General features: G+C 68.0%; 15 protein-coding genes and 1 pseudogene. 7 read left to right on the top strand and 9 right to left on the bottom strand.

The annotated features are described in order from the left end of the window. The first annotated feature begins 3 nt into the window (after nucleotides 1-3). Nucleotides 4-1,005, top strand: coding sequence for a lysylphosphatidylglycerol synthase domain-containing protein (locus tag F3J18_RS19240; protein ID WP_166913657.1), 1,002 nt, complete (start codon nucleotides 4-6; stop codon nucleotides 1,003-1,005). A gap of 37 nt (nucleotides 1,006-1,042) precedes the next feature. On the opposite strand, the gene F3J18_RS19245 is transcribed toward F3J18_RS19240, so the two are convergent. After that, a complete protein-coding gene (locus F3J18_RS19245; protein ID WP_166913658.1) occupies nucleotides 1,043-1,435 on the bottom strand; it encodes a TerB family tellurite resistance protein in 393 nt (130 codons plus the stop codon). 453 nt (nucleotides 1,436-1,888) lie between these two features. On the opposite strand from F3J18_RS19245, the gene F3J18_RS19250 reads away from it, so the two are divergent. The 3 genes from F3J18_RS19250 (at nucleotide 1,889) to F3J18_RS19260 (ending at nucleotide 4,536) form a co-directional block, all read left to right on the top strand. Beyond that, entirely contained in the window at nucleotides 1,889-2,242 is a 354-nt protein-coding gene (locus F3J18_RS19250; protein ID WP_166913659.1) for a hypothetical protein, read from the top strand. Between the two features lie 215 nt (nucleotides 2,243-2,457). Then, a complete protein-coding gene (locus tag F3J18_RS19255; RefSeq protein WP_166913660.1) occupies nucleotides 2,458-3,825 on the top strand; it encodes an autoinducer binding domain-containing protein in 1,368 nt (455 codons plus the stop codon). 465 nt (nucleotides 3,826-4,290) lie between these two features. Continuing rightward, nucleotides 4,291-4,536: a hypothetical protein gene (locus tag F3J18_RS19260; protein WP_025099576.1), complete on the top strand. Its 246-nt coding sequence runs from the start codon at nucleotides 4,291-4,293 to the stop codon at nucleotides 4,534-4,536. A 28-nt stretch (nucleotides 4,537-4,564) separates the two neighbouring features. On the opposite strand, the gene F3J18_RS19265 is transcribed toward F3J18_RS19260, so the two are convergent. The 5 genes from F3J18_RS19265 to F3J18_RS19285 form a co-directional block, all read right to left on the bottom strand. Continuing rightward, a complete protein-coding gene (locus F3J18_RS19265) occupies nucleotides 4,565-5,653 on the bottom strand; it encodes a right-handed parallel beta-helix repeat-containing protein (RefSeq protein WP_166913661.1) in 1,089 nt (362 codons plus the stop codon). 137 nt (nucleotides 5,654-5,790) lie between these two features. Continuing rightward, entirely contained in the window at nucleotides 5,791-7,095 is a 1,305-nt protein-coding gene (locus tag F3J18_RS19270) for a carbohydrate-binding protein (protein WP_240154590.1), read from the bottom strand. A gap of 505 nt (nucleotides 7,096-7,600) precedes the next feature. Then, entirely contained in the window at nucleotides 7,601-10,867 is a 3,267-nt protein-coding gene (locus F3J18_RS19275; RefSeq protein WP_166913663.1) for an efflux RND transporter permease subunit, read from the bottom strand. 12 nt (nucleotides 10,868-10,879) lie between these two features. Next, on the bottom strand, nucleotides 10,880-12,070 hold the full coding sequence (locus F3J18_RS19280) for an efflux RND transporter periplasmic adaptor subunit (RefSeq protein ID WP_036037811.1): 1,191 nt from the start codon (nucleotides 12,068-12,070) through the stop codon (nucleotides 10,880-10,882). A 128-nt stretch (nucleotides 12,071-12,198) separates the two neighbouring features. Beyond that, nucleotides 12,199-13,713, bottom strand: coding sequence for an efflux transporter outer membrane subunit (locus F3J18_RS19285; protein ID WP_166913664.1), 1,515 nt, complete (start codon nucleotides 13,711-13,713; stop codon nucleotides 12,199-12,201). A 284-nt stretch (nucleotides 13,714-13,997) separates the two neighbouring features. On the opposite strand from F3J18_RS19285, the gene F3J18_RS19290 reads away from it, so the two are divergent. The 3 genes from F3J18_RS19290 (at nucleotide 13,998) to F3J18_RS19300 (ending at nucleotide 16,267) form a co-directional block, all read left to right on the top strand. Then, complete coding sequence (locus F3J18_RS19290; protein ID WP_166913665.1) at nucleotides 13,998-14,993, top strand: LysR family transcriptional regulator; 996 nt, start codon at nucleotides 13,998-14,000, stop codon at nucleotides 14,991-14,993. 167 nt (nucleotides 14,994-15,160) lie between these two features. Continuing rightward, nucleotides 15,161-15,784, top strand: coding sequence for a TetR family transcriptional regulator (locus F3J18_RS19295; protein WP_126241315.1), 624 nt, complete (start codon nucleotides 15,161-15,163; stop codon nucleotides 15,782-15,784). 27 nt (nucleotides 15,785-15,811) lie between these two features. Continuing rightward, the gene (locus F3J18_RS19300) at nucleotides 15,812-16,267 is read left to right on the top strand and encodes a MarR family transcriptional regulator (protein ID WP_166913666.1); all 456 of its coding nucleotides are present in this window, start codon (nucleotides 15,812-15,814) and stop codon (nucleotides 16,265-16,267) included. A gap of 15 nt (nucleotides 16,268-16,282) precedes the next feature. On the opposite strand, the gene F3J18_RS19305 is transcribed toward F3J18_RS19300, so the two are convergent. From F3J18_RS19305 to F3J18_RS19315, 3 genes and pseudogenes are all read right to left on the bottom strand, one after another. After that, nucleotides 16,283-16,672, bottom strand: a complete 390-nt coding sequence (locus F3J18_RS19305) for a cytidine deaminase (protein WP_025099585.1) — start codon at nucleotides 16,670-16,672, stop codon at nucleotides 16,283-16,285. 30 nt (nucleotides 16,673-16,702) lie between these two features. Beyond that, nucleotides 16,703-17,953 (bottom strand): phosphopentomutase, encoded by a 1,251-nt coding sequence (locus F3J18_RS19310; protein WP_205195488.1) that lies wholly within the window; start codon nucleotides 17,951-17,953, stop codon nucleotides 16,703-16,705. Between the two features lie 26 nt (nucleotides 17,954-17,979). Next, nucleotides 17,980-18,270, bottom strand: a pseudogene (locus F3J18_RS19315) (thymidine phosphorylase); the annotation flags it as partial.

The following is an 18,270-nucleotide window of genomic DNA, read 5'->3' on the forward strand; positions in this document are numbered from 1 at the left end:
GAGATGAAATCGATCGGCGCCGTCGCCGCGGCCCTGGGGCTCGCCATCGCCGTCTGGCTGATCTGCCGCGACCGGCCCGAGGCGATCCTGGCCTTGTTGCGCGAGGCCGGCGGCGGCCTGCTGATCGCCGCGGCCGCGCATGGCCTGCCGATGCTCGCCAACGCCGCCGACTGGCGCCTGCTGCTGCGTCCCACGCGCCGCCCGCCGCTCGCCACCATGCTGAAACTGGTGCTGATCCGCGAATCGATCAACGGGCTGCTGCCGGTGGCGCGGATCGGCGGCGAGGTGGTGTCGTTCCGGCTGCTGCGCGGGCTGCGGATCGGCCCGAGCGCCGCCATCGCCAGCCTGGTGGTGGACATGCAGCTCACCCTGATCAGCCAGCTGGCGTTCGCCCTGCTCGCCTGCGCCTGGCTGCTGCACGGCAACGGCGCGGGCAGCGGCGACACGTTCCGGCAGATCCTCGCCGGGCTGGCCCTCGCGGTGCCGGTGCTGGCCCTGTTCGCGGCCGTGCAGCACGCGCGGCCCTTCCGGCGCTTGGCGGGCATGCTCAATCGCGTCACCAGCGGCGGCTTCGTCGAGCGCATCGGCGCCTCGGCCGCGCGCATCGATCTCGCCGTGATGCTGCTGTGGCGCAATACCGGCATGGTGCTGCGCTACCTGCTGATCTGGCAGACCCTGCAATTCATGGGGTTTTCGCTGGAGATCTGGCTCGCCCTGCATGCGCTCGGCGCCCAGGCCGGCTTCGTCGACGCGATGGCGATCGAGGCGCTGATCCAGTTCCTCAGCAGCATGGCCTTCCTGGTGCCGGCCGGGATCGGCATCCAGGAAGGCGGCTTCGTGGTGATCGGCGGCCTGTTCGGCCTCGATCCCGCCCTGTGCCTCGCGCTGGCCGGCGCGCGACGCCTGCGCGACCTGCTGTTCTACTTGCCGGGGCTGGCGGTCTGGCAGCTCGCGGAATGGCGCACGCGCCGGGCCCGGGTCGCCGAGGCCTCGCGCCCGGCCTGAACACGGCGCGCCATCGACGGGCGCGGCCCCGTTGGCCTCAATGCGGGCGCGGCGTCCAGGCGTCGAGGATCGCCGCCAGCACCACGATCTCGGCATCCGCCAGGTGTCGATCGGCCGAGGCCACCGCCAGGCACTGCTCGATGGTCCGCTTGCGCAGCTTGGGATCGTCGATTTCGGCGAGCAGCGGCTTGAGCGAGGCCGGGTCGAGAACGGCCGAGAGGGTGCCGGACGAAGCCTGGCCGAGCGCCTGGTCCTCGCACAAGGCCTGCACGATGCGCTCGAATTCGGCCGCGCCGAGCCCGAGCTTGCGGGCAATGCCCAGCGTCTCGATCACCTGTTCCTCGCGACGATCGATATGACCGTCCGCTATCAGCACCAGCGCCACGATGCGGGCTGCCGCCTGGGGGCTGTTGCGGGGATAGCTTCTCATGCTGCCGATTCCTTTGCGGTGGATGCCGCCTCGTGAGTGAGGCATCAGTGTCGGCGAATCCGGATATCGGAAAAAGCAGAGATTATTGTCACGACACTTCGTAAAAACCGAATCCAGGCATGCCGGTCGGCTTGACGATTCTTCAAGATCTTTCATGCTCGCGCGGCTTCGTGGCCGCGTATCATTTTGGCTTCCAGGCCTGACGCCGGCATGCGATGCACGGGTGAATCCCGCCCCCGCTCGAAGCACACCGGGAAGGCATGGACGACGAGCCGAAGTTGTTTCGCGCCCGCCGAAAAATAAGCATCCACCCTGCATTTAATGACAGCTCCCGAAACCGGGTCGAGCGTCTATGCTCCCAGCGAAGGACGCGTCGTGCGTTCAGGCAAGACATTGCGATCTGCCCTCATCGTCACCCCTTCCATCACGAATTGACCGACTCACGTGGAGAACATGCATTCCGAGGCAGGCAAGCTCGCCCCGCTCCCGTCTCGTCGCCCGAGCGGCGGTTGCACGCCCGTGATGGGATGGAGCCGGCATGATTCGGGCGAACCCGTCGCCGCCGAATTGAGCCTCGCGGTGCTGTCCCACGACCGGCACGGCAACGTGATCACCACCGCGGCGGCTTCCGTCGGCCTGCACGAGGTGGCGGTGGCGATCGTCGAACTGGCGCGCCGTCTGCGCAAGCAGATCTACTGCGGTTATCGCGGCCTGTTCCTCAGCGCCGACCACGATACGCAGCCGCAGGACATCGTGCGCGCCTATACCAGCTTCACCAGCCTCGGGCGGGAAGGCGAAGCGCGCTGATTCGCCGGCGGCGCCCGCCGCCGCGCGCCCTGGATCAGTCCAGCCGCATCGTTCCGCCCGAGCCTCTCCCTGTTCGAAACCCATCTCCCTCGCCAGCGCCTTCATTGCCGGCCGATTCGCGCGCCGCAATCGCGTTACCATGCGCATCGCCCCGCGCGGCAAGCCGGCAATCACGCGCGGATTACGAATTGAAATGAAGCGGTTCCGAGGCAGAGATGGCTGAAAACACGTTCAGGATCGGCGCCGATTCCTTTACCTATCGCTTCCGCGAACAGGACGGCGGGACCCTCGTCGAACGGGACATGCTGATGTCGGGCGCGGGCGGCAGCGAATTCCGCGTGACCCAGGCGATCTGCGCCGGCGGCGCGCCCTTGCTCGACTTCCTGCGCGCCGATCCGCATGCCGCCGCCATCGAGCACGTGGTGGGGCCGCGGATCGCCGACATCGCGCTCGACATGTCGGAGCAGGCCGACGCGGCAGCCGCCCCGAGCGTGCCGGACGCGCTGTCGGCGATCGGCGAGATCGCCTACCTGCCCGACGAGGCCCGGCTCGCCAGGCAGGCATGGAGCATCATCCAGGCGCTCAAGGCAAGCACCGCGTTCTACTTCCTGGTCGACACCGACGACGAAGGCGAAATCCGCGCGTATCGAATCATCATCCTCTCGCCGGCCTTCGGGAAGGCCATGCAGACCTACGTGCATCGCCGCTGGTATTCGACCGATCCCTTCCTGATCCACGCGCGGAAAACCCAGCGCGTGTGCTTTTCCTCCGATGTCGGGCTGATCGAGAACCTCGGCGGCAGTTGGCGCGAAATGGCCGAGTTCGCGCGCGGGAACGGCATGAAGAGCTGGCTGGCCGCGCCGGCCCACGAGCCACGCTCGCGACGCTTCGGCGTGCTCTACGTGGCCAACGACACGCTGCCCTCGCAGGAGGGCGAGGCACCGCTGCGCAGGAACGTCGCCCTGTTCCGCACGCTCTCGCGCGAGATCTTCGAGTGGTATGAAAGCCGTGCGCGATCGGACAAGATCATCGAACTGGGGCTGAGCTCGCAGGAACTGCGCGTGCTCAGCGGCCTGTCGCGGCAATTCCCGCTCGAGCTGATCGCCGACACGCTCGAGATCGGCAACACGGTGCTGCGCGACCGGCTGCTGCCCGCGATCCGCGCGAAATTCTCGGTCTCGCGGATCGGCGAGGCCGTGCGCGAAGCCGAGAAGCACAACCTGCTAATGGCGATCGGCGAGCGCAAGGTGGCCTACATCGTCTATAGCGAGACCTACGGCATCTTCCTGCGCGAGGAATACGGCGCGCAATTCTGGTCGCAACTGAACCCGTCGGGCATCGACCGCGCGCAGATCTTCAAGGATCCCGAGGCGGCCCGCCATTATTTCCAGCCGCGCGGCGGCTCCGCGGCCTACGTGATGCGGCGCGTGGACGTGCATCACACCGCCAGCGTGGCCACGCGCCAGGAATGCCTGGCCGCGGGCCTGCCGGGCTGGGAGCCCGGGCACCTGTCGAGCGAGGGGCCCAGCGACGATTCCGGCACCTGGGGCGCGCTCGATGCCTCGCACCTGAATCGTCAATAATCGCGCCTAGCATTTCCTCGCCGGAGGTTCAAGCGGGTTGAACCTCCGCATCCGGGGCGCCTAGAATCCTCCGCTTGCAAGCGATTGCGATGTCGTCGGCGGTGCCTCGCCGGCGCGTTGCGTTGCGCCCCGGTCGTCGCGCCGGCATGCCCCCCCTTTCGACGTGTGAGAAACGCCCGTGGCCGAACCGTCTTCGTCGCTCCCTGCCCTCGCCATCCCTGGCCCGGCCGGCATGTCGAGGCGCGCAGGCCACCTGTTACGCCGCCGTCCCCGGTTTCGACGCGAGACCCTCTCGCTCGCGTCCCGCCTGTGTGCTCTGACGCTTCCATCCTCGGAATCAGGCGGTCTCGTTGCGCCCATTCACGCCCGCGAGGGCCGCGATGCGCGCAACATTTTTCTTCCGTGCCCGCCGCGCCTCGCGCGGGTACCGGCCATCCGCCGAAGCGAACCGCAAGGGACGAACGCTTGAACGCCAGCCAGCCCATCGATCCACACGAGTTCGTCCGCCTCCTGGCCGCCGGGCGCAGCATCGATGCATGCGCACACACCTTCGTCCATATCGACGACGAAGGCCTGTGGTGCCGCAATCCCCATGGGCTCGATGCCTACTTCGGCCGCGCCCTGCCCTCGGTCGACTACGCCCGCGAGATCCTCGTCGCGCTCTCGCGCGGCACGGTGTTCGGCGCGGTGCCGCGGCGGACCGGCGACTGAAGCCGGGCCGCGGCACGATGCGCCGCGCTCAGCCGCCGCCGTTGTGCGAACCGTCGCCGGTGCCGGGCTGGTAATTGCTGATCGTGCTGCGGTCGACCAGGTTGGTGGCCGGCGTGAACCCGAGCACCGACGCCGCCGAGCCGCTCGTGACGTTGCCCGAGATCCGCATCCCGGCGCCGCCCTGGCTCAGCCCGCCGCCGGCACTCATCACCGCGACGGCGTCGCCCTTGGCATTGAGGATCAGGTTGTCGGCGATCGTGTCGTTCGAGCCGTTCATGGTCCGGCTGTTCGAATCGGTGCCGGCCACGATGCCCATCCATTGCGAGCCGTCCGTCACCGAGTTCCGGATCGTGTCGCCGGTCGGGCCCATCAGCGCGAAACCCCGCCCATAGGCATTCGCCAGCGCGTAGTCGTGCGTGAATAGATTGCCGGAATCCTGCCGGCTGTCGAAGGTGTAGGAGTCGTCCGAGTAGGAATCGTCGCCGGCCTGGTAGACCTCGTTGCTGTCGACCGTGTTGTTCAGCGAGCCGTTCATCAGCGCGATGCCGTCGGCATTGCTGCCTTCCACCAGGTTCCTGACGATCTGCGCGCCGCTCGCGCCGTCCAGGCGGATGCCGTTCGAGGCCGCGCCGAGCGTGGTGACGTGCTCGACCCGGTTGTTCGCGCCGGTCACGTCGATCGCGGCGGCCAGGGGCTGCGAACTGCGGTTGGGCGCGCGCGTGGAAGTCACGAGATTGGAGAGCGCCGCGTTGCCGGTGAGCTGGAGCGCTTCCTGGTCCGGATTGCTCGCCACCAGGATGGTCTGGGCGCCGGCGCCCGTCACCGTCACGCCGCCGAGCGTGAGGACCGCGCTGTGCAGGTAGGTGCCGGCCGGAATATAGGCCGCGCGGTGCTGCGAGGCCGCCGTGTTGAAGGCGTTCTGCATGGCCTGCGTGCAGTCGCTCCTGCCGTCGCCGATCGCGCCGTAATCGGCGACATTGAGCGAATTCGCGGGCCGCGCCACCGCGGCGGCCGGCGCGCCGGGCGAATCGCCCGGCGTGGCCGCGATCGACGCGGTCGCGCCGAGTGTCGCCCAGGCCATCACGGCCGAGACGAAGGGAATCAGTCTGGTTTTCATGATCTCACCTCATGACGCGGCCACCTCGCGTCCGGCCGCGATGCCGTTTCAACGATGAGGAAACGGCGGCCCCGCGATGCGAGGGCCGCCGGCTTCACGCCGGGGCCTCCATCGGCCCCGGCATCGGGATCACCGCATTACTGCCCGAGATCCTTGGCGAAGCGCAGGCTGTAGCCGAGCGTGCCGACGCCGCCGATGGTGTTGCAAGTCGGCGAGGCGGTACCCGGCGCGCAATCGGCATCGCGGTCGAAGGACCAGAAATGCAGGCCGGCCAGGCCGTTCTTGATCACGAAGGCCGACACCGCGTCGGCATCGGAGAGCGTGAAGCTCTCGCCGGCCGAATCGTTGCCGCCGATCATCGGCGTGATCTCGATCTGGCTGTACGGCACGCCCCAGTGATCATGCAGGTTCATGGCCGCCTGGATGGCCGACTGCCCCATCTGGCAGGCGCCGCCCACCAGCACGCAATTGCCCGGCAGGGCCGAACCGTAATCCATCGTCATCAGGTCGATGGTGTAGTTCTTCAGGTTCGAGCTCTTGATCGCCTGCATCACCCAGTCGCCGAGCACGTTGAAGCTGTCCGGCGCGCTGGCGCCCCAGGACGTGGCCTGGGTGGCGCCGTTCGGGGCCGGGGCCACGGTCTGCAGCGTGAAGCTGAAGCGCAGGTTCGGGAACTGCTGCTGGGCGTTGGCGGCACGCTGCACCAGGCTGTTGATCACGGCCTGCGACTGGCCCCCTTCGATATCGAAATCGATGCCGACCAGGTTCTTGGACGCGTAGCGGTTGATGAACGTCGTCATGCCCGCATCGGTGCCGCAGGTGAAGACGCCCGCCGCGCCGCCGGTCGACAGGATGTAGTTGACGTTGGCGGCCGACAGCAGCGGCACGTTGACGGAAGCCAGCGTATTGCCGGCCACGCCGCCCCAGTTCTCGCTGCCGCATTCACCGTTGGCGAAGGCCAGCGTGAGCGTGTGGGTGCCCGTAGGCAGCGCCGAGGCGATCGGCTTGAGCGAGCCGGTCACGTTGGTGGAGATGGTGTTGGTGTTCCAGTTCAGCGAGATCGAGGTGTCCTTGTACGGGCCGTAGATGAAACCGGCCGCCGTGCCGGTGGGCGAGCCCGTTCCCGGCCCGCTGCCGCCGCCGTTGCCCGGACCCGTGCCGCCGCCGCCGCCACCGCCGTTGCCCGGGCCGGTGCCGGAGCCCGAGACCGGCGTCCACAGCGAGGCCACGGTCGGGTTCCAGCCGGTGCCGGTGTAGTCGGTCTGGTTGACGGTCGCCTGGTAGTCGCTGCCGTTGTAGGTCACGATGGTGCCGGCGGCGTAGAAGGTATCCGGCGCCCAGGCCGCGGCGGCCATCGCCGCGTGCGGGGCGGCCGTCGACAGCAGCAGGGCCGCCGCCGCGTTCAGCACCAGGGCCGGGAGCGCCAGACTTTTTCTCTTCATTTTGATATTCATTTCTTGTATTCCTGATCGATGGGAGAGGGATGGAAATCGCGGATCCTCTTGATTTTTTTCGCACGTCCATCGAATTCGATGGCGGCATTTCATTATTGAAGATTATCCGGAATCGGAAAGCTGACAGGAATATCAGGTTTTCCGGATTTTCATCGATCGGTTTCGCACCGGGCTTCGAAACTGCGTGTATGTAGTCGCTTCACAAACTACAGACTGCCCTGTCCATCTGACGTTCGGCATGTTAAGTAGTTACATGATTGCGCGATGGTCGCCAGGTAAAATCGGCGCGGAACGGGCGTCGATCAATCAATGGAAATTGAATTTATTACCGAAACAGGATTTTATTTTATTTATTTTTCAGATCACTTATTTACTATATTTTCTATTAACCAATTCAGATCGGCTTCATGGCTCCAGCATAAAACCAGATCGATGCGATGCATCCCGTCGACGATGAAGCGAATCGTCCCGGAATGCATCGCAAGCGGCTCGCTCAGGAACGGGCCTCGGCCCCATCCGCCGGGTCCGGCCGGCGCAGCTTGTGGGTCACCTCGTCGAGCTTGTCGCCCAGCATCCGGCGCACCGCCACGTAGAACACCGGGATCAGCAGCACGCCCAGCGCCGTGGCGAACAGCATCCCGCCGATCACGCCGATGCCGATCTCGTGCCGCGAGGTCGAGCCCGCCCCGCTGGACAGCACCAGCGGCAGCACGCCGAGGATGAAGGCCATCGAGGTCATCAGGATCGGCCGCAGCCGCAATCGCGCGGCGCGCAGCACCGCGTCGTACAGCGTCAGGCCTTCGGCCTGCCCCTCGATCGCGAATTCCACGATCAGGATCGCGTTCTTCGCGGCCAGCCCGATCACCGTGACCATGCCGATCTTGAAGTAGATGTCGTTCGGCGTATTCGTCAGCAGGCAGAACGAGAGCATCCCCAGCAGGCCGAGCGGCACCACCAGCAGCACCGAGACCGGCACCGACCAGCTCTCGTAGAGCGCCGCCAGGCACAGGAACACCACCACCACCGACAGCAGCATCAACTGCGTGGCCGAATCGCCGGCGATGATTTCCTGGTACGACTGCCCGGTCCAGTCGGCCGCGAATCCCGGCGGCAGGGACTTGTCGACGATCTGCTGCAGCGCCTGCATGGCCTGGCCGGTCGAATAGCCCGGCGCGGCGTTGCCGACGATCTCGACCGCGGAATAGCCGTTGTAGCGCGGCAGCGCCTGCGGGCCGACGCTCCAGCCCGAGTGGATCACGCTCGACAGCGGCACCATGTTGTACGGGCTGATCGCCGCGTTGCTGGAGGACGGATCGACCGGCGCGGTGGAGGTGCCGACCGTGCCCGAACTCGAGGCCGAGGCCGAGGTGGTGCTGCCGCTGGTGGTGGAGGCGCTCGCATTGGTCGGCGTGTAGAAATGGCCCAGCGCATCGAGGCTCATGCGGAACGGCGCATCCGCCTCCAGGTAGACGCGCTTGACGCGGCCCGCGTAGGTGAACTGGTTCACGTAGAACGGCGCCAGCTCCATCTGGATGGTGCTGTAGACGTCGGACAGCGACAGCCCCATCGATTCGGCCTGCACACGATCCACCGAGAGCTTGAGCTGCGGCGCCTCGGGCAGCGAGTTCGGCCGGATGCCGTACAGCACCGCGCTCTTCGCGGCCGCGCCGAGCAGCATGCCCTCGGCCTGCCCGAGCTGCGCGCGGGACTGCCCGGCGCGCGCCTGCAGGTACATGTCGACGCCGCCGAACTGGCTCAGGCCGCGGATGGTCGGCAGGTTCACCACGAAGATCTGCGCGTCGTTGATGCCGTGCAGGATCCCGTTCGCCTTCGGGATCAGCTGCATGGCCGTCTCCGAGCGCTGGCCCCAGTCGGTGAGCTTGATGAAGGCCATGCCGACGTTCTCGCTGCTGCCGACGAAGCTGAAGCCCTCGATGCCGAACACGTCGTCGATATCCTTGCCGATCGCGCTGTGCTTCAGCCGCTCGCGCACCTCCTTCATGACCCGGTCGGTGTTCTGCAGCGTCGAGCCGGGCGGCAAGTTGACCAGCGCGAGCACGAAACCCTGGTCCTCGTCGGGCACGAACGAGGTCGGCAGCCGCGTGTAGAGGAAGCCGGCCAGCACGCTGACGGCGACGAAGGCCACCATCCAGCGCGGCACATGGCGCACCGCGCGCGCCACCTGGCCGATGTAGGTCTCGCTGAGCCGGTTGAAGCCCGACTCGAAGCGGCGGAACACGAGGTTCGGCTCGCCGTGCCGGTCATGCTTCAGGATGGTGGCGCACAGCGAGGGCGTGAACGACATCGCGAGAAAGGCCGAGAAGGCCATCGACACGGCGATGGTCAGCGCGAACTGCGCGTAGATGATGCCGGTGGCGCCCGGTTGCAGGGCCGAGGGCACGAACACCGCGGCCAGCACCACGGTGATCGCGATGATGGCGCCGGTGATCTGCCCCATCGCCTTGCGGGTGGCCGCGCGTGGGTCCAGCCCCTCCTCGCGCATGATGCGCTCGACGTTCTCGATCACCACGATCGCGTCGTCCACCACGATGCCGATCGCCAGCACCATGCCGAACAGGGTCAGCTGGTTGATCGAGAAATGCAGGGCCGACAGGCCGATGAAGGTGCCCAGCAGCGCCACCGGGATCACCAGGGTCGGGATGATGGTGGCGCGGATGTTCTGCAGGAAGATCAGCATCACGAAGAACACCAGCACGATCGCTTCCACCAGGGTCTTGACCACGTCGAGGATCGAGGCCGTGATGAAGGGCGTGGTGTCGTAGGGCACGTCCCAGGTGACGCCGTTGGGCAGGTCCTTGGCGAGCACCGCCATCTCGGCCTTGACCGCCTTGGCCACCGCCAGCGCGTTGGCGCCGGGCAGCAGGTAGATGCCCAGGCCGCCCGCCGGCTTGCCCTGGTAGATGGCCGAGGTGCCATAGGTCTGCGCGCCGAAGGTGATGCGCGCCACGTCGCCCAGGCGCACCACCGTGCCATCGTTCTTCGACAGCAGGATGATGTCGCGGAACTGCTGCAGCGAGGAGAACAGCGTGTCGCCCGACACCGTCGCGGTGAACGTCTGCCCCTTGACGGCCGGGTCGGCGCCCACCGAACCGGTCGCGAACTGCGCGTTCTGCGCGCTGACCGCGTTCTGCACCTGGGTGGTCGACAGCCCATAGGCCTGCAGCTTGTCCGGGTCGAGCCAGATGCGCATCGCGTACTCGGCGCCGAGCATGAAGGTATTGCCCACCCCGTTGATACGCGCGATCACCGGCTGGATCTGCGAGGCGATCACGTCGCTCAGGCGGGCCGCGTCGATGTCGGGGTTGCTCGATTGCAGACTCAGGAACATCAGGATGTCCGGGCTCGCCTTGGCCACCTGCAGGCCCTGCTGCGTCACCTCGGTGGGCAGCAGCGGCTCGGCGAGCGCGACCTTGTTCTGCACCTGCACCTCGGCGATGTCGGCATTGGTGCCGGTGGCGAAGCTCAGCGTGATGGTGGCCTGGCCGTTGCCGTTCGACGCCGAGCTGAAATACAGCAGGTTGTCGATGCCGGTGAGCTGCTGCTCGATCACCTGGGTGACGGTGGATTCGAGCGTGGCGGCATTCGCGCCGGGATAGGTGGCGGTCACCGTCACCTGCGGCGGCGCGATGTCGGGATAGGAGTCGATACCCATCTTCAGCAGCGAGATGGTGCCGATCAGGCAGATCAGGATCGGGATCACCCAGGCGAACACGGGACGATCGATAAAGAAGCGCGGCATGGATCGTTCTCCTCAGGATGCCTGGCCGGCGTGCGGCGCGGATGCGGCGCCCTGGGCCGCGGCCGGCGCCTGCCAGGGGCCGGCCTTGACGGTCACGCCCTCGCGCGCGCCCTGCAGGCCGGTGACGATCACCTCGTCGCCGGCAGCCAGCCCGCTGGTGACGATCCAGTCGTTGCCATAGCTGGCGCTCGCCTCCACGTTGCGGCGCTGCGCCTTGCCGCCGGCCACCACCATCGCGTAGGCACCCACCACGTCGCGCTGGATCGCCTGCTGCGGGATCAGGAACACGCCGTTGCGGCGGCCGAAGTCGGCCTTCAGGGTGACGAACATGCCGGGCAGCAACTGGTGCTGCGGGTTCGGGATGCGCGCGCGCAGGTTGACCGCGCCGGTGGTCGCGTTCACCTGGGCATCGGAGAAGTCGAGCGCGCCCGCCTGCTCGTAGGTGCTGCCGTTCGGCAGCGTGACGCTGACGGCGGTGTCGGCCTGCCCCGCGAGCGCGACGTGGCCCGCGCCCTGCGCCTGGCGCAGCGTCACCAGGTCGGCCGCGCTGAGGGTGAAGTTGACGTAGAGCGGATCGATCTGCTGCACGGTGGCCAGCAGCGTGCCGCTCGCGCCGGCGTCGGACACGCCGCTGCCCACCACGGTGCCGGCGGTCACCTGCTGCTCGCCCGCGATGCCGGTGATCGGCGAGGTGACCTTGGTGTAGCCCAGGTTCACGCGGGCGCTTTCCACCGAGGCCCGGTCCGCCTGCACCTTGGCGGCCGCGCTGCGCTCGGCCGCATCGGCGTTGTCGACGGTCTGTTGCGACACCGATCCGACCGGCAGCAGCTGATGGTCGCGCTCGGCCGTGATGCGATCGTTGACGTAGGTCGCCTGGTCCTCCGCCAGCGTGGCGAGGCTGTTGTCGAGCACGGTCTTGTAGTAGCTCGGGTCGATCTCGAACAGCGTCTGCCCGGCCTTCACCTCGCTGCCCTCGGCATAGCTGCGCTTGAGCAGCACGCCCGACACGCGGGCCGTCACGTTCGCGCTGTAATAGGCCGACAGGCGGCCCACCAGGTCGCGCGTCAAGGGCACGTCCCGCGGCTGCGCCGTGACGGTGGCCACCACCGGCGGCGGCGCGGGCGGCGGCCCGCTCTTGCCGCATCCGGCCAGCGCCAGCAAACCCGTGGACAGCAGCGATGCACCCAGGAAAGATCGATTCATGTCACACCACACCGAATTCGTGAAATGGAAAACCCGCGCGGCGCGATGAAGCCGTCGCCGCCGGATGGAGAAAGCGCGGGAGTCGGGCTCGCGAGCGGATCGGTCGACTGCGCGCCCCGCGCCGCCGCTCATTCGAGGCCGGTCGAGGCGGCACCCGCCGGCTTGGGGCGCGTCGACGAACCCAGTTGCATGCCGTGCGCGTCGTCCGTTTCGTGCGCGTCGTCCCATTGCCAGCCGCCGCCGAGGTTGCGGATCAGGCTGACGCTGCTTTGCGACAGCAAGGCACGCGTGTCCTCCAGGTTCTGCCGCGCCTGGATCAGCGTGAGCTGCTGGGTCAGCAGGTCCTGCTCGCTGGCCGTGCCGATGCGCTGCTGCGCGCTCGCGCTGTCGAACAACTGCTGGTTGCGGCGGTAGATGCCCGCGTACGAACGGGCCTGGTCCTGCAGGTGGTTCAGCGAGGACAGGCTGTCCTCGACGTTCTGGAACGCGCCCAGCACCGTCTGGCGATAGCTGGCGACATCCTCGTCATAGGTCGCGCGCGCCTCGCGCACGGCGGCCGTGCGCGCGCCGCCGTCGAAGATCGTCGCGGCCAGCGTGGGGCCCAGGGTCCAGAAGCGGCTCGGCACCGTGAACAGGTTGGCCAGCGTGTTGTGCTGGAAGCCGCCCTCGGCCGAGAGCGTGAGCGTCGGGAAAAAGGCCGCCTCGGCCACACCTATCTTGGCGTTGGCCGCCGCCGCGGTGCGCTCCGCGCTGACGACGTCGTAGCGTCGTTCCAGCAGTTGCGACGGCAGGGCCAGCGGCACCGCCGGCAGCGCGAATGCATAGTCGGGCCTGGGCTCGATCGAGAAGCCGCCGGGCGCCACGCCGACCAGCACCGCGATCGCGTGCTCGTCCTGTTCGCGCGTGATCCGCGTCGACTGCAGCGAGGCGATCACCAGTTCGAGCGTGTCCTGCGCGTTGAGCACGTCGTCGTTGGACGAGGTGCCGAGCGCGAAACCGCGGCGCGTCATCTCGAGGATCCGTTCGTCGATGCGGCGCTGCTGGGTCAGCAGGTCGATATCCATGTCGGCCTGGCGCAGCTCCAGGTAATCGATGGCCAGGCTGGCCGCGATCGACAGGCGCTCGCCCGCCAGTTGCGCGTCGCTGGCCTGCGCGCTGGCCTTGCTCGACTCGATCTGGCGGCGCACGCTGCCCCATAGATCGAGCTCCCAGCTCGCCGTCAGCGAAGTGGAAGCCAGGTTGCTCACGCCCGCCTGCGAACTGCCGCTCGATGCCGCGTTCGCCCCGCTGCCGGAGCGGGTGCCCGAGAGGTTCGCGCCCACCGTCGGGAACAGGCTGGCGCGGTCGGCCATCACCGTCGCCAGCGCGAGCCGGTAGGCCGCCTCGGCCTGCGCGATCGACTGGTTGGCCCGCTGCGAGCGCTCGATCAGGCCGGTCAGCGTGGCGTCGTGATAATCGAGCCACCAACTGCTCGACAGCGAGGCTTGCGGGTTCGCCTCGGCGCGCTGCCAGTTGGCCCCTTCCTTGAAGGCGAGCGGCAGGTCCATGGTCGGCTTCCGGTAGTCCGGCCCCACCGCGCAGGCGCTCAGCGCGACGGCCACGGCAGCCGTCGCCAGCCAGCGCGTCGCGCGTCGTGCTTCCATTACAGAAACTTTCGGATCGCTAAGCGATGCATGCTTGCCGGAATCCGTGTCTTGTCGATCTGCTGGGGCCATGCGGCTCGTCCTGTCCTGGTTTCCCGGCTCACGCGTCGTAATCGCCAGAAATGAGGAAGCTCGCCGCGCCACGCGAAAAGCCCTCGCATCGGGCGATGGCGAGCCGGGAATAGTGGTCTAATCAACTTGTCTGGCTCGCAGCTTAGAGCGTTTTTTTTGACCCCACTAGACGAGCTATTCGCATTGATGTCGTCCGAAATTGAGAGGAATCGATGATCGACCTCAACGAGATCTACCTGTTCGTCGAAGTGATACGAGCCGGCAGCTTCGCCGAAGCCGCGCGCCGTCTCGGCATGCCCGCGAACACCATCAGCCGGCATATCCAGGCGCTTGAAAGCAAGATGAAAAGCCCGCTGATCCTGCGCACCACGCGCAAGCTGACGCTCACCGCGGTCGGCCAGTCCTTCTACGATCAATGCGCGCAGAACGTCGCCGACATCGTGCAGGCCAGCCAGGAGGCCAGCGATATCCACGCGGCGCCGGTCGGCCCCTTGCGCGTCGCGCTGCCCGGCGATTTCTTCCACATCTTCCCGGTGGCCTGGATCACCGAATTCCTGGCGACCTATCCGCAGGTCAACCTGGAATTCCTGATCGACGACGCGCGCGCCGACCTGGTCACGCACGCCGTCGACGTGGCGCTGCGGCCCGATTCCCTGCTGGAGGAGAACGACGTGCGCCGGGTCCTCACCTCGACGCCGCGCCGGCTGGTCGCCGCCCCGGCCTACCTGGCCGCGCGCGGGGTGCCGCGCAAGCCCGAGGACCTGGCTCGGCACGATTGCCTGCTGCTGTCGCGCAAGCCGGGCACCCAGGTCTGGTCCCTGAGCGGCCCCGAGGGCGTCACGCGTGTCGAGGTGGGCGGCCGCTTTCTCAGCAGTTCGCCCAACCTGGTCCGCAAGACCGCCATCGACGGGCTCGGTATCGCCCTGCTTCCCGAGGTCTTCACGCAAGCCGACATCGATGCCGGAAGCCTGGTCGCGCTCCTCGACGACCATCGGTCGGCGAGCATCCAGCTCTGCGCCGTTTTTCCCAGCCATCGGTACATCCGGCGCGTCACCACGCTGTTCGTCGACTACATCCAGGACAAGCTCAGGACGACCCAGCAGCAGGTTGCCCTGGACCTTGCCGCGCGGCTGTCGACAAACCGAAGCGCGGCTGTCGAAAACATTACTGCGCGGCATGGAGGTCAATCCCCCGGATTCGGGCACTAGCCCGGTGCGTGGAAGCTGGCTAGATTGTGAGCGCCGGATCGGGGCGGCCGTATCGGCCAGCCGGATGCGATCCGTCAGCCCTGCGCGCGGCGGCGGCCGGACCTCGGCCGCGAGCGTCGTGCCAGGCCGTCACGCTCAGATCGTCATCGCACAACCGGGAGCCTTCGATGAGGCGTACGCAGGAGCAGGCCATGCACACGCGTGCCAGGATCCTCGACTCCGCGGTCCAGGCCTTCCTGCGGCAAGGCCTGTCGCATACCTCGCTGGCCGATATCGCCGGCGTGGCGGGCGTCACGCGCGGCGCCGTCTACGGGCACTTCAGGAACAAGTCCGCCTTGTTCGAGGCCATGCTCGAGCATGCGGGGCTGCCCGTCGATCCCTTCCTGATCGCCTGGCACGCGCCGGAGCCGGACCCGCTCGAACAACTGCGGGCAGCCCTGGTCCGCCATCTCGCGCTGGTGTTGTCGAATGGTGTGGCGCGGCGCGTCTACAGCATCGTCCATTCGCGCTGCGAAGTATCGGAGGAGACCCGGGAGTTCTGGGAGAAGGTGCATATGGGGCGCCGCGCCGCCGAGCAGCGCATCGTCGATGCGCTGGCCGATGCGCATGCGCAGGGACAGCTCGCCGACAACGCGGATATCGCGCAACTGGCGGCCTTCACGCACGCCAGCCTGATGGGCTTCTTCATTCGCAGCCTGGCGGAACAGGCGAGCATCGCGCCGCGCCAGAGCGCCGAGCATGTCGTCGATCTCGCCTTCCTGCTGCTGCGCCCGTTCGAGGCGGCGGATTGAGTCGCGAGCGCGTTCACGGCACTCGCGATGGCACGCGCCCCTCGAACCGCGATCGGCTCGCGCGCGAGCGACGAGGCGCATGCCTTCGGCCGCCTGCTGCTGCGTGCCGACCTGGCCTTGCACCAGGCCATCACGCGATGCACGCAGGACGCCCTGCAGGTGACGGCGCAGCAGGCTCGCGTGCTGTACCTGGTCGGGCAGCCCGAGCTGGCCCGCGCCGCCGACATCTCGCGTCAATGCGAGGTTGATCCCAAGGCCATCACCTGCATGGTCGATCGGCTGGTGCGCGACGGTTTCCTGCAACGCCGACGCGGCACGATCGATCGACGCGTCGTCGAGCTGGTGCCGACGGCGCGCGGGCGGGCGGTGGCCGCCGGCGCACCGGCGGCGTTCCGCGAGGCGCATGAGCGGCTGTTCGCGGGCTTCGAGGCGCAGGACATGGCGCGCCTGGCCACGCTGCTGCAGCGCATTCTCGAACGATAGCGCCCGCCTCGATCCTCAGAGCCGGAAGGCTCCCGGCAACAGGGCATCGGCCGTGGTCACCTGCGTCTGCCCCTTCAGGTTGCTCAGCACCACTTCCAGGTCCGCCCCGCCCAGCTCGTGGATCACCTGGCGGCAGGCACCGCAGGGCGCGATCGGCCCGTCGGTGTCGCCCGTCACCGCCAGCCGCACGAAATCGCCCGGGCGATGGCCGGCCGCGATCGCGGCGAACAGCGCCGTGCGTTCCGCGCAATTGCAGAGGCCGTACGAGCCGTTCTCGACGTTGCAGCCGTGAAAAACCGCGCCGTCGCGCGTTTGCAGCGCGGCGCCCACCTTGAAGTTCGAATACGGCGCATAGGCGCGCTCGCGCGCGAGCTTCGCCTGTTCGACCAATGTATCCCGTTCCATGTCGATGTCCTCGTGTTGTCGATAAGCTGCCTATCGCGCCGTGGCACCCGCCGCTCGCGGCGCGGCCAGGAAAGACTTGCCGTCCTCGAACGCGTCCAGCCCGAACCACGACGCGAGACTCTGGCCGATGTCGGCGAAGCTGTCGCGCACGCCGAGGCTGCCGGGCGCCACCTGCTTTCCATACACCAGCACCGGCACGTGCTCGCGCGTGTGATCGGTGCCGGGCCAGGTCGGGTCGCAGCCGTGGTCGGCCGACAGGATCAGCACGTCGTCCTCGCGCAGCAGCGGGTACAGCTCCGGCAGCCGCGAGTCGAAATACTCGAGCGCCGCCGCATAACCTGCCACCTTGCGCCGGTGCCCGAAGTTCTGGTCGAAGTCGACGAAGTTCGTCATCACCAGGCTGAAGTCGGGTGCCTCGCGCGCGGCCGCCAGCGTCGCGTCCCACAGGCCGTCCAGGCCGTTGGCCTTGATCTTTTGCGTGACGCCCATCCCGGCGTAGATGTCCGAGATCTTGCCGATCGCGATCACCTGCCCGCCCGCGCGCGCGAGCTTGTCGAGCACGGTGGGCGCCGGCGGCGGCACCGCCAGGTCGCGACGATTGCCGGTGCGCGCGAAGTTTTCCGGCGCGTCGCCAACGAAGGGGCGCGCGATCACGCGGCAGATGTGGTAGGCATCCACCTCCTCGCGGGCGATCTCGCAGAGGCGATAGAGCCGCTCGAGGCCGAAGCTGCCTTCGTGGCAGGCGATCTGGAACACCGAGTCGGCCGAGGTATAGAAGATCGGCTTGCCGGTGGCGATGTGCTCGGCACCGAGCGAGGCGATGATGTCGGTGCCCGAGGCGTGGCAGTTGCCGAGGTAGCCCGGCAGGCCGGCGCGCCGCACGATCGCGTCGAGCAGCGCCGGCGGGAACGAGGCCTCGCGTTCGCTGAAGTAACCCCAGTCGAAGCGCACCGGCACGCCGGCCATCTCCCAGTGGCCGGACGGCGTGTCCTTGCCCGAGGAGCACTCGCGCGCGGCGCCGTAGGCACCGAGCAGCGCCGGCGCCGACGACATGCCCGCCGGCAGCGCGCCGCCGGCCAGCGCGCCGGCCAGCCCGATGCCGAGTTGCTCGAGATGCGGCACGCGCAGCGGCCCGCCACGGCCGGCCTCGCCCTCGCAGCGGCCGGCCGCACAATGCTCGGCGATATGCCCGAAGGTGTTCGAACCTTGGTCGCCGAAGCGTTCGGCATCGGGCGCCGCGCCGATGCCGAGCGAATCGAGAACCAGAACTAGCGCACGCATGATGCTCGCTCCTTGCCCGGCGTCACTTAGCGGACCAGCCGGTGAATGGTGGGCGGCAGCGGCTCGGCGCTGGCGCCGAGCGTGTAGGCGCGCTGCACCTCGGCCAGCGCGCGCGCGGCGGCCGCTTGGTCGCGCGCATGCACGTAGCCGAGCGGATCGCCCGCGTCGACCTGCTGCCCGAGTTCGACGAGATCCGACAGGCCCACCGAATAATCGATCGAGTCTTCCGCGCGCGTGCGGCCGCCGCCGAGCGCCACCACCGCCAGGCCGAGCCCGCGGCAGTCGACGCGCTGCACCACGCCGCCGGCCGGCGCCGG

This window comes from Burkholderia sp. Ax-1720 (assembly GCF_011753035.1).
In the GTDB taxonomy this organism is placed as follows: Bacteria; Pseudomonadota; Gammaproteobacteria; order Burkholderiales; family Burkholderiaceae; genus Burkholderia; species Burkholderia gladioli.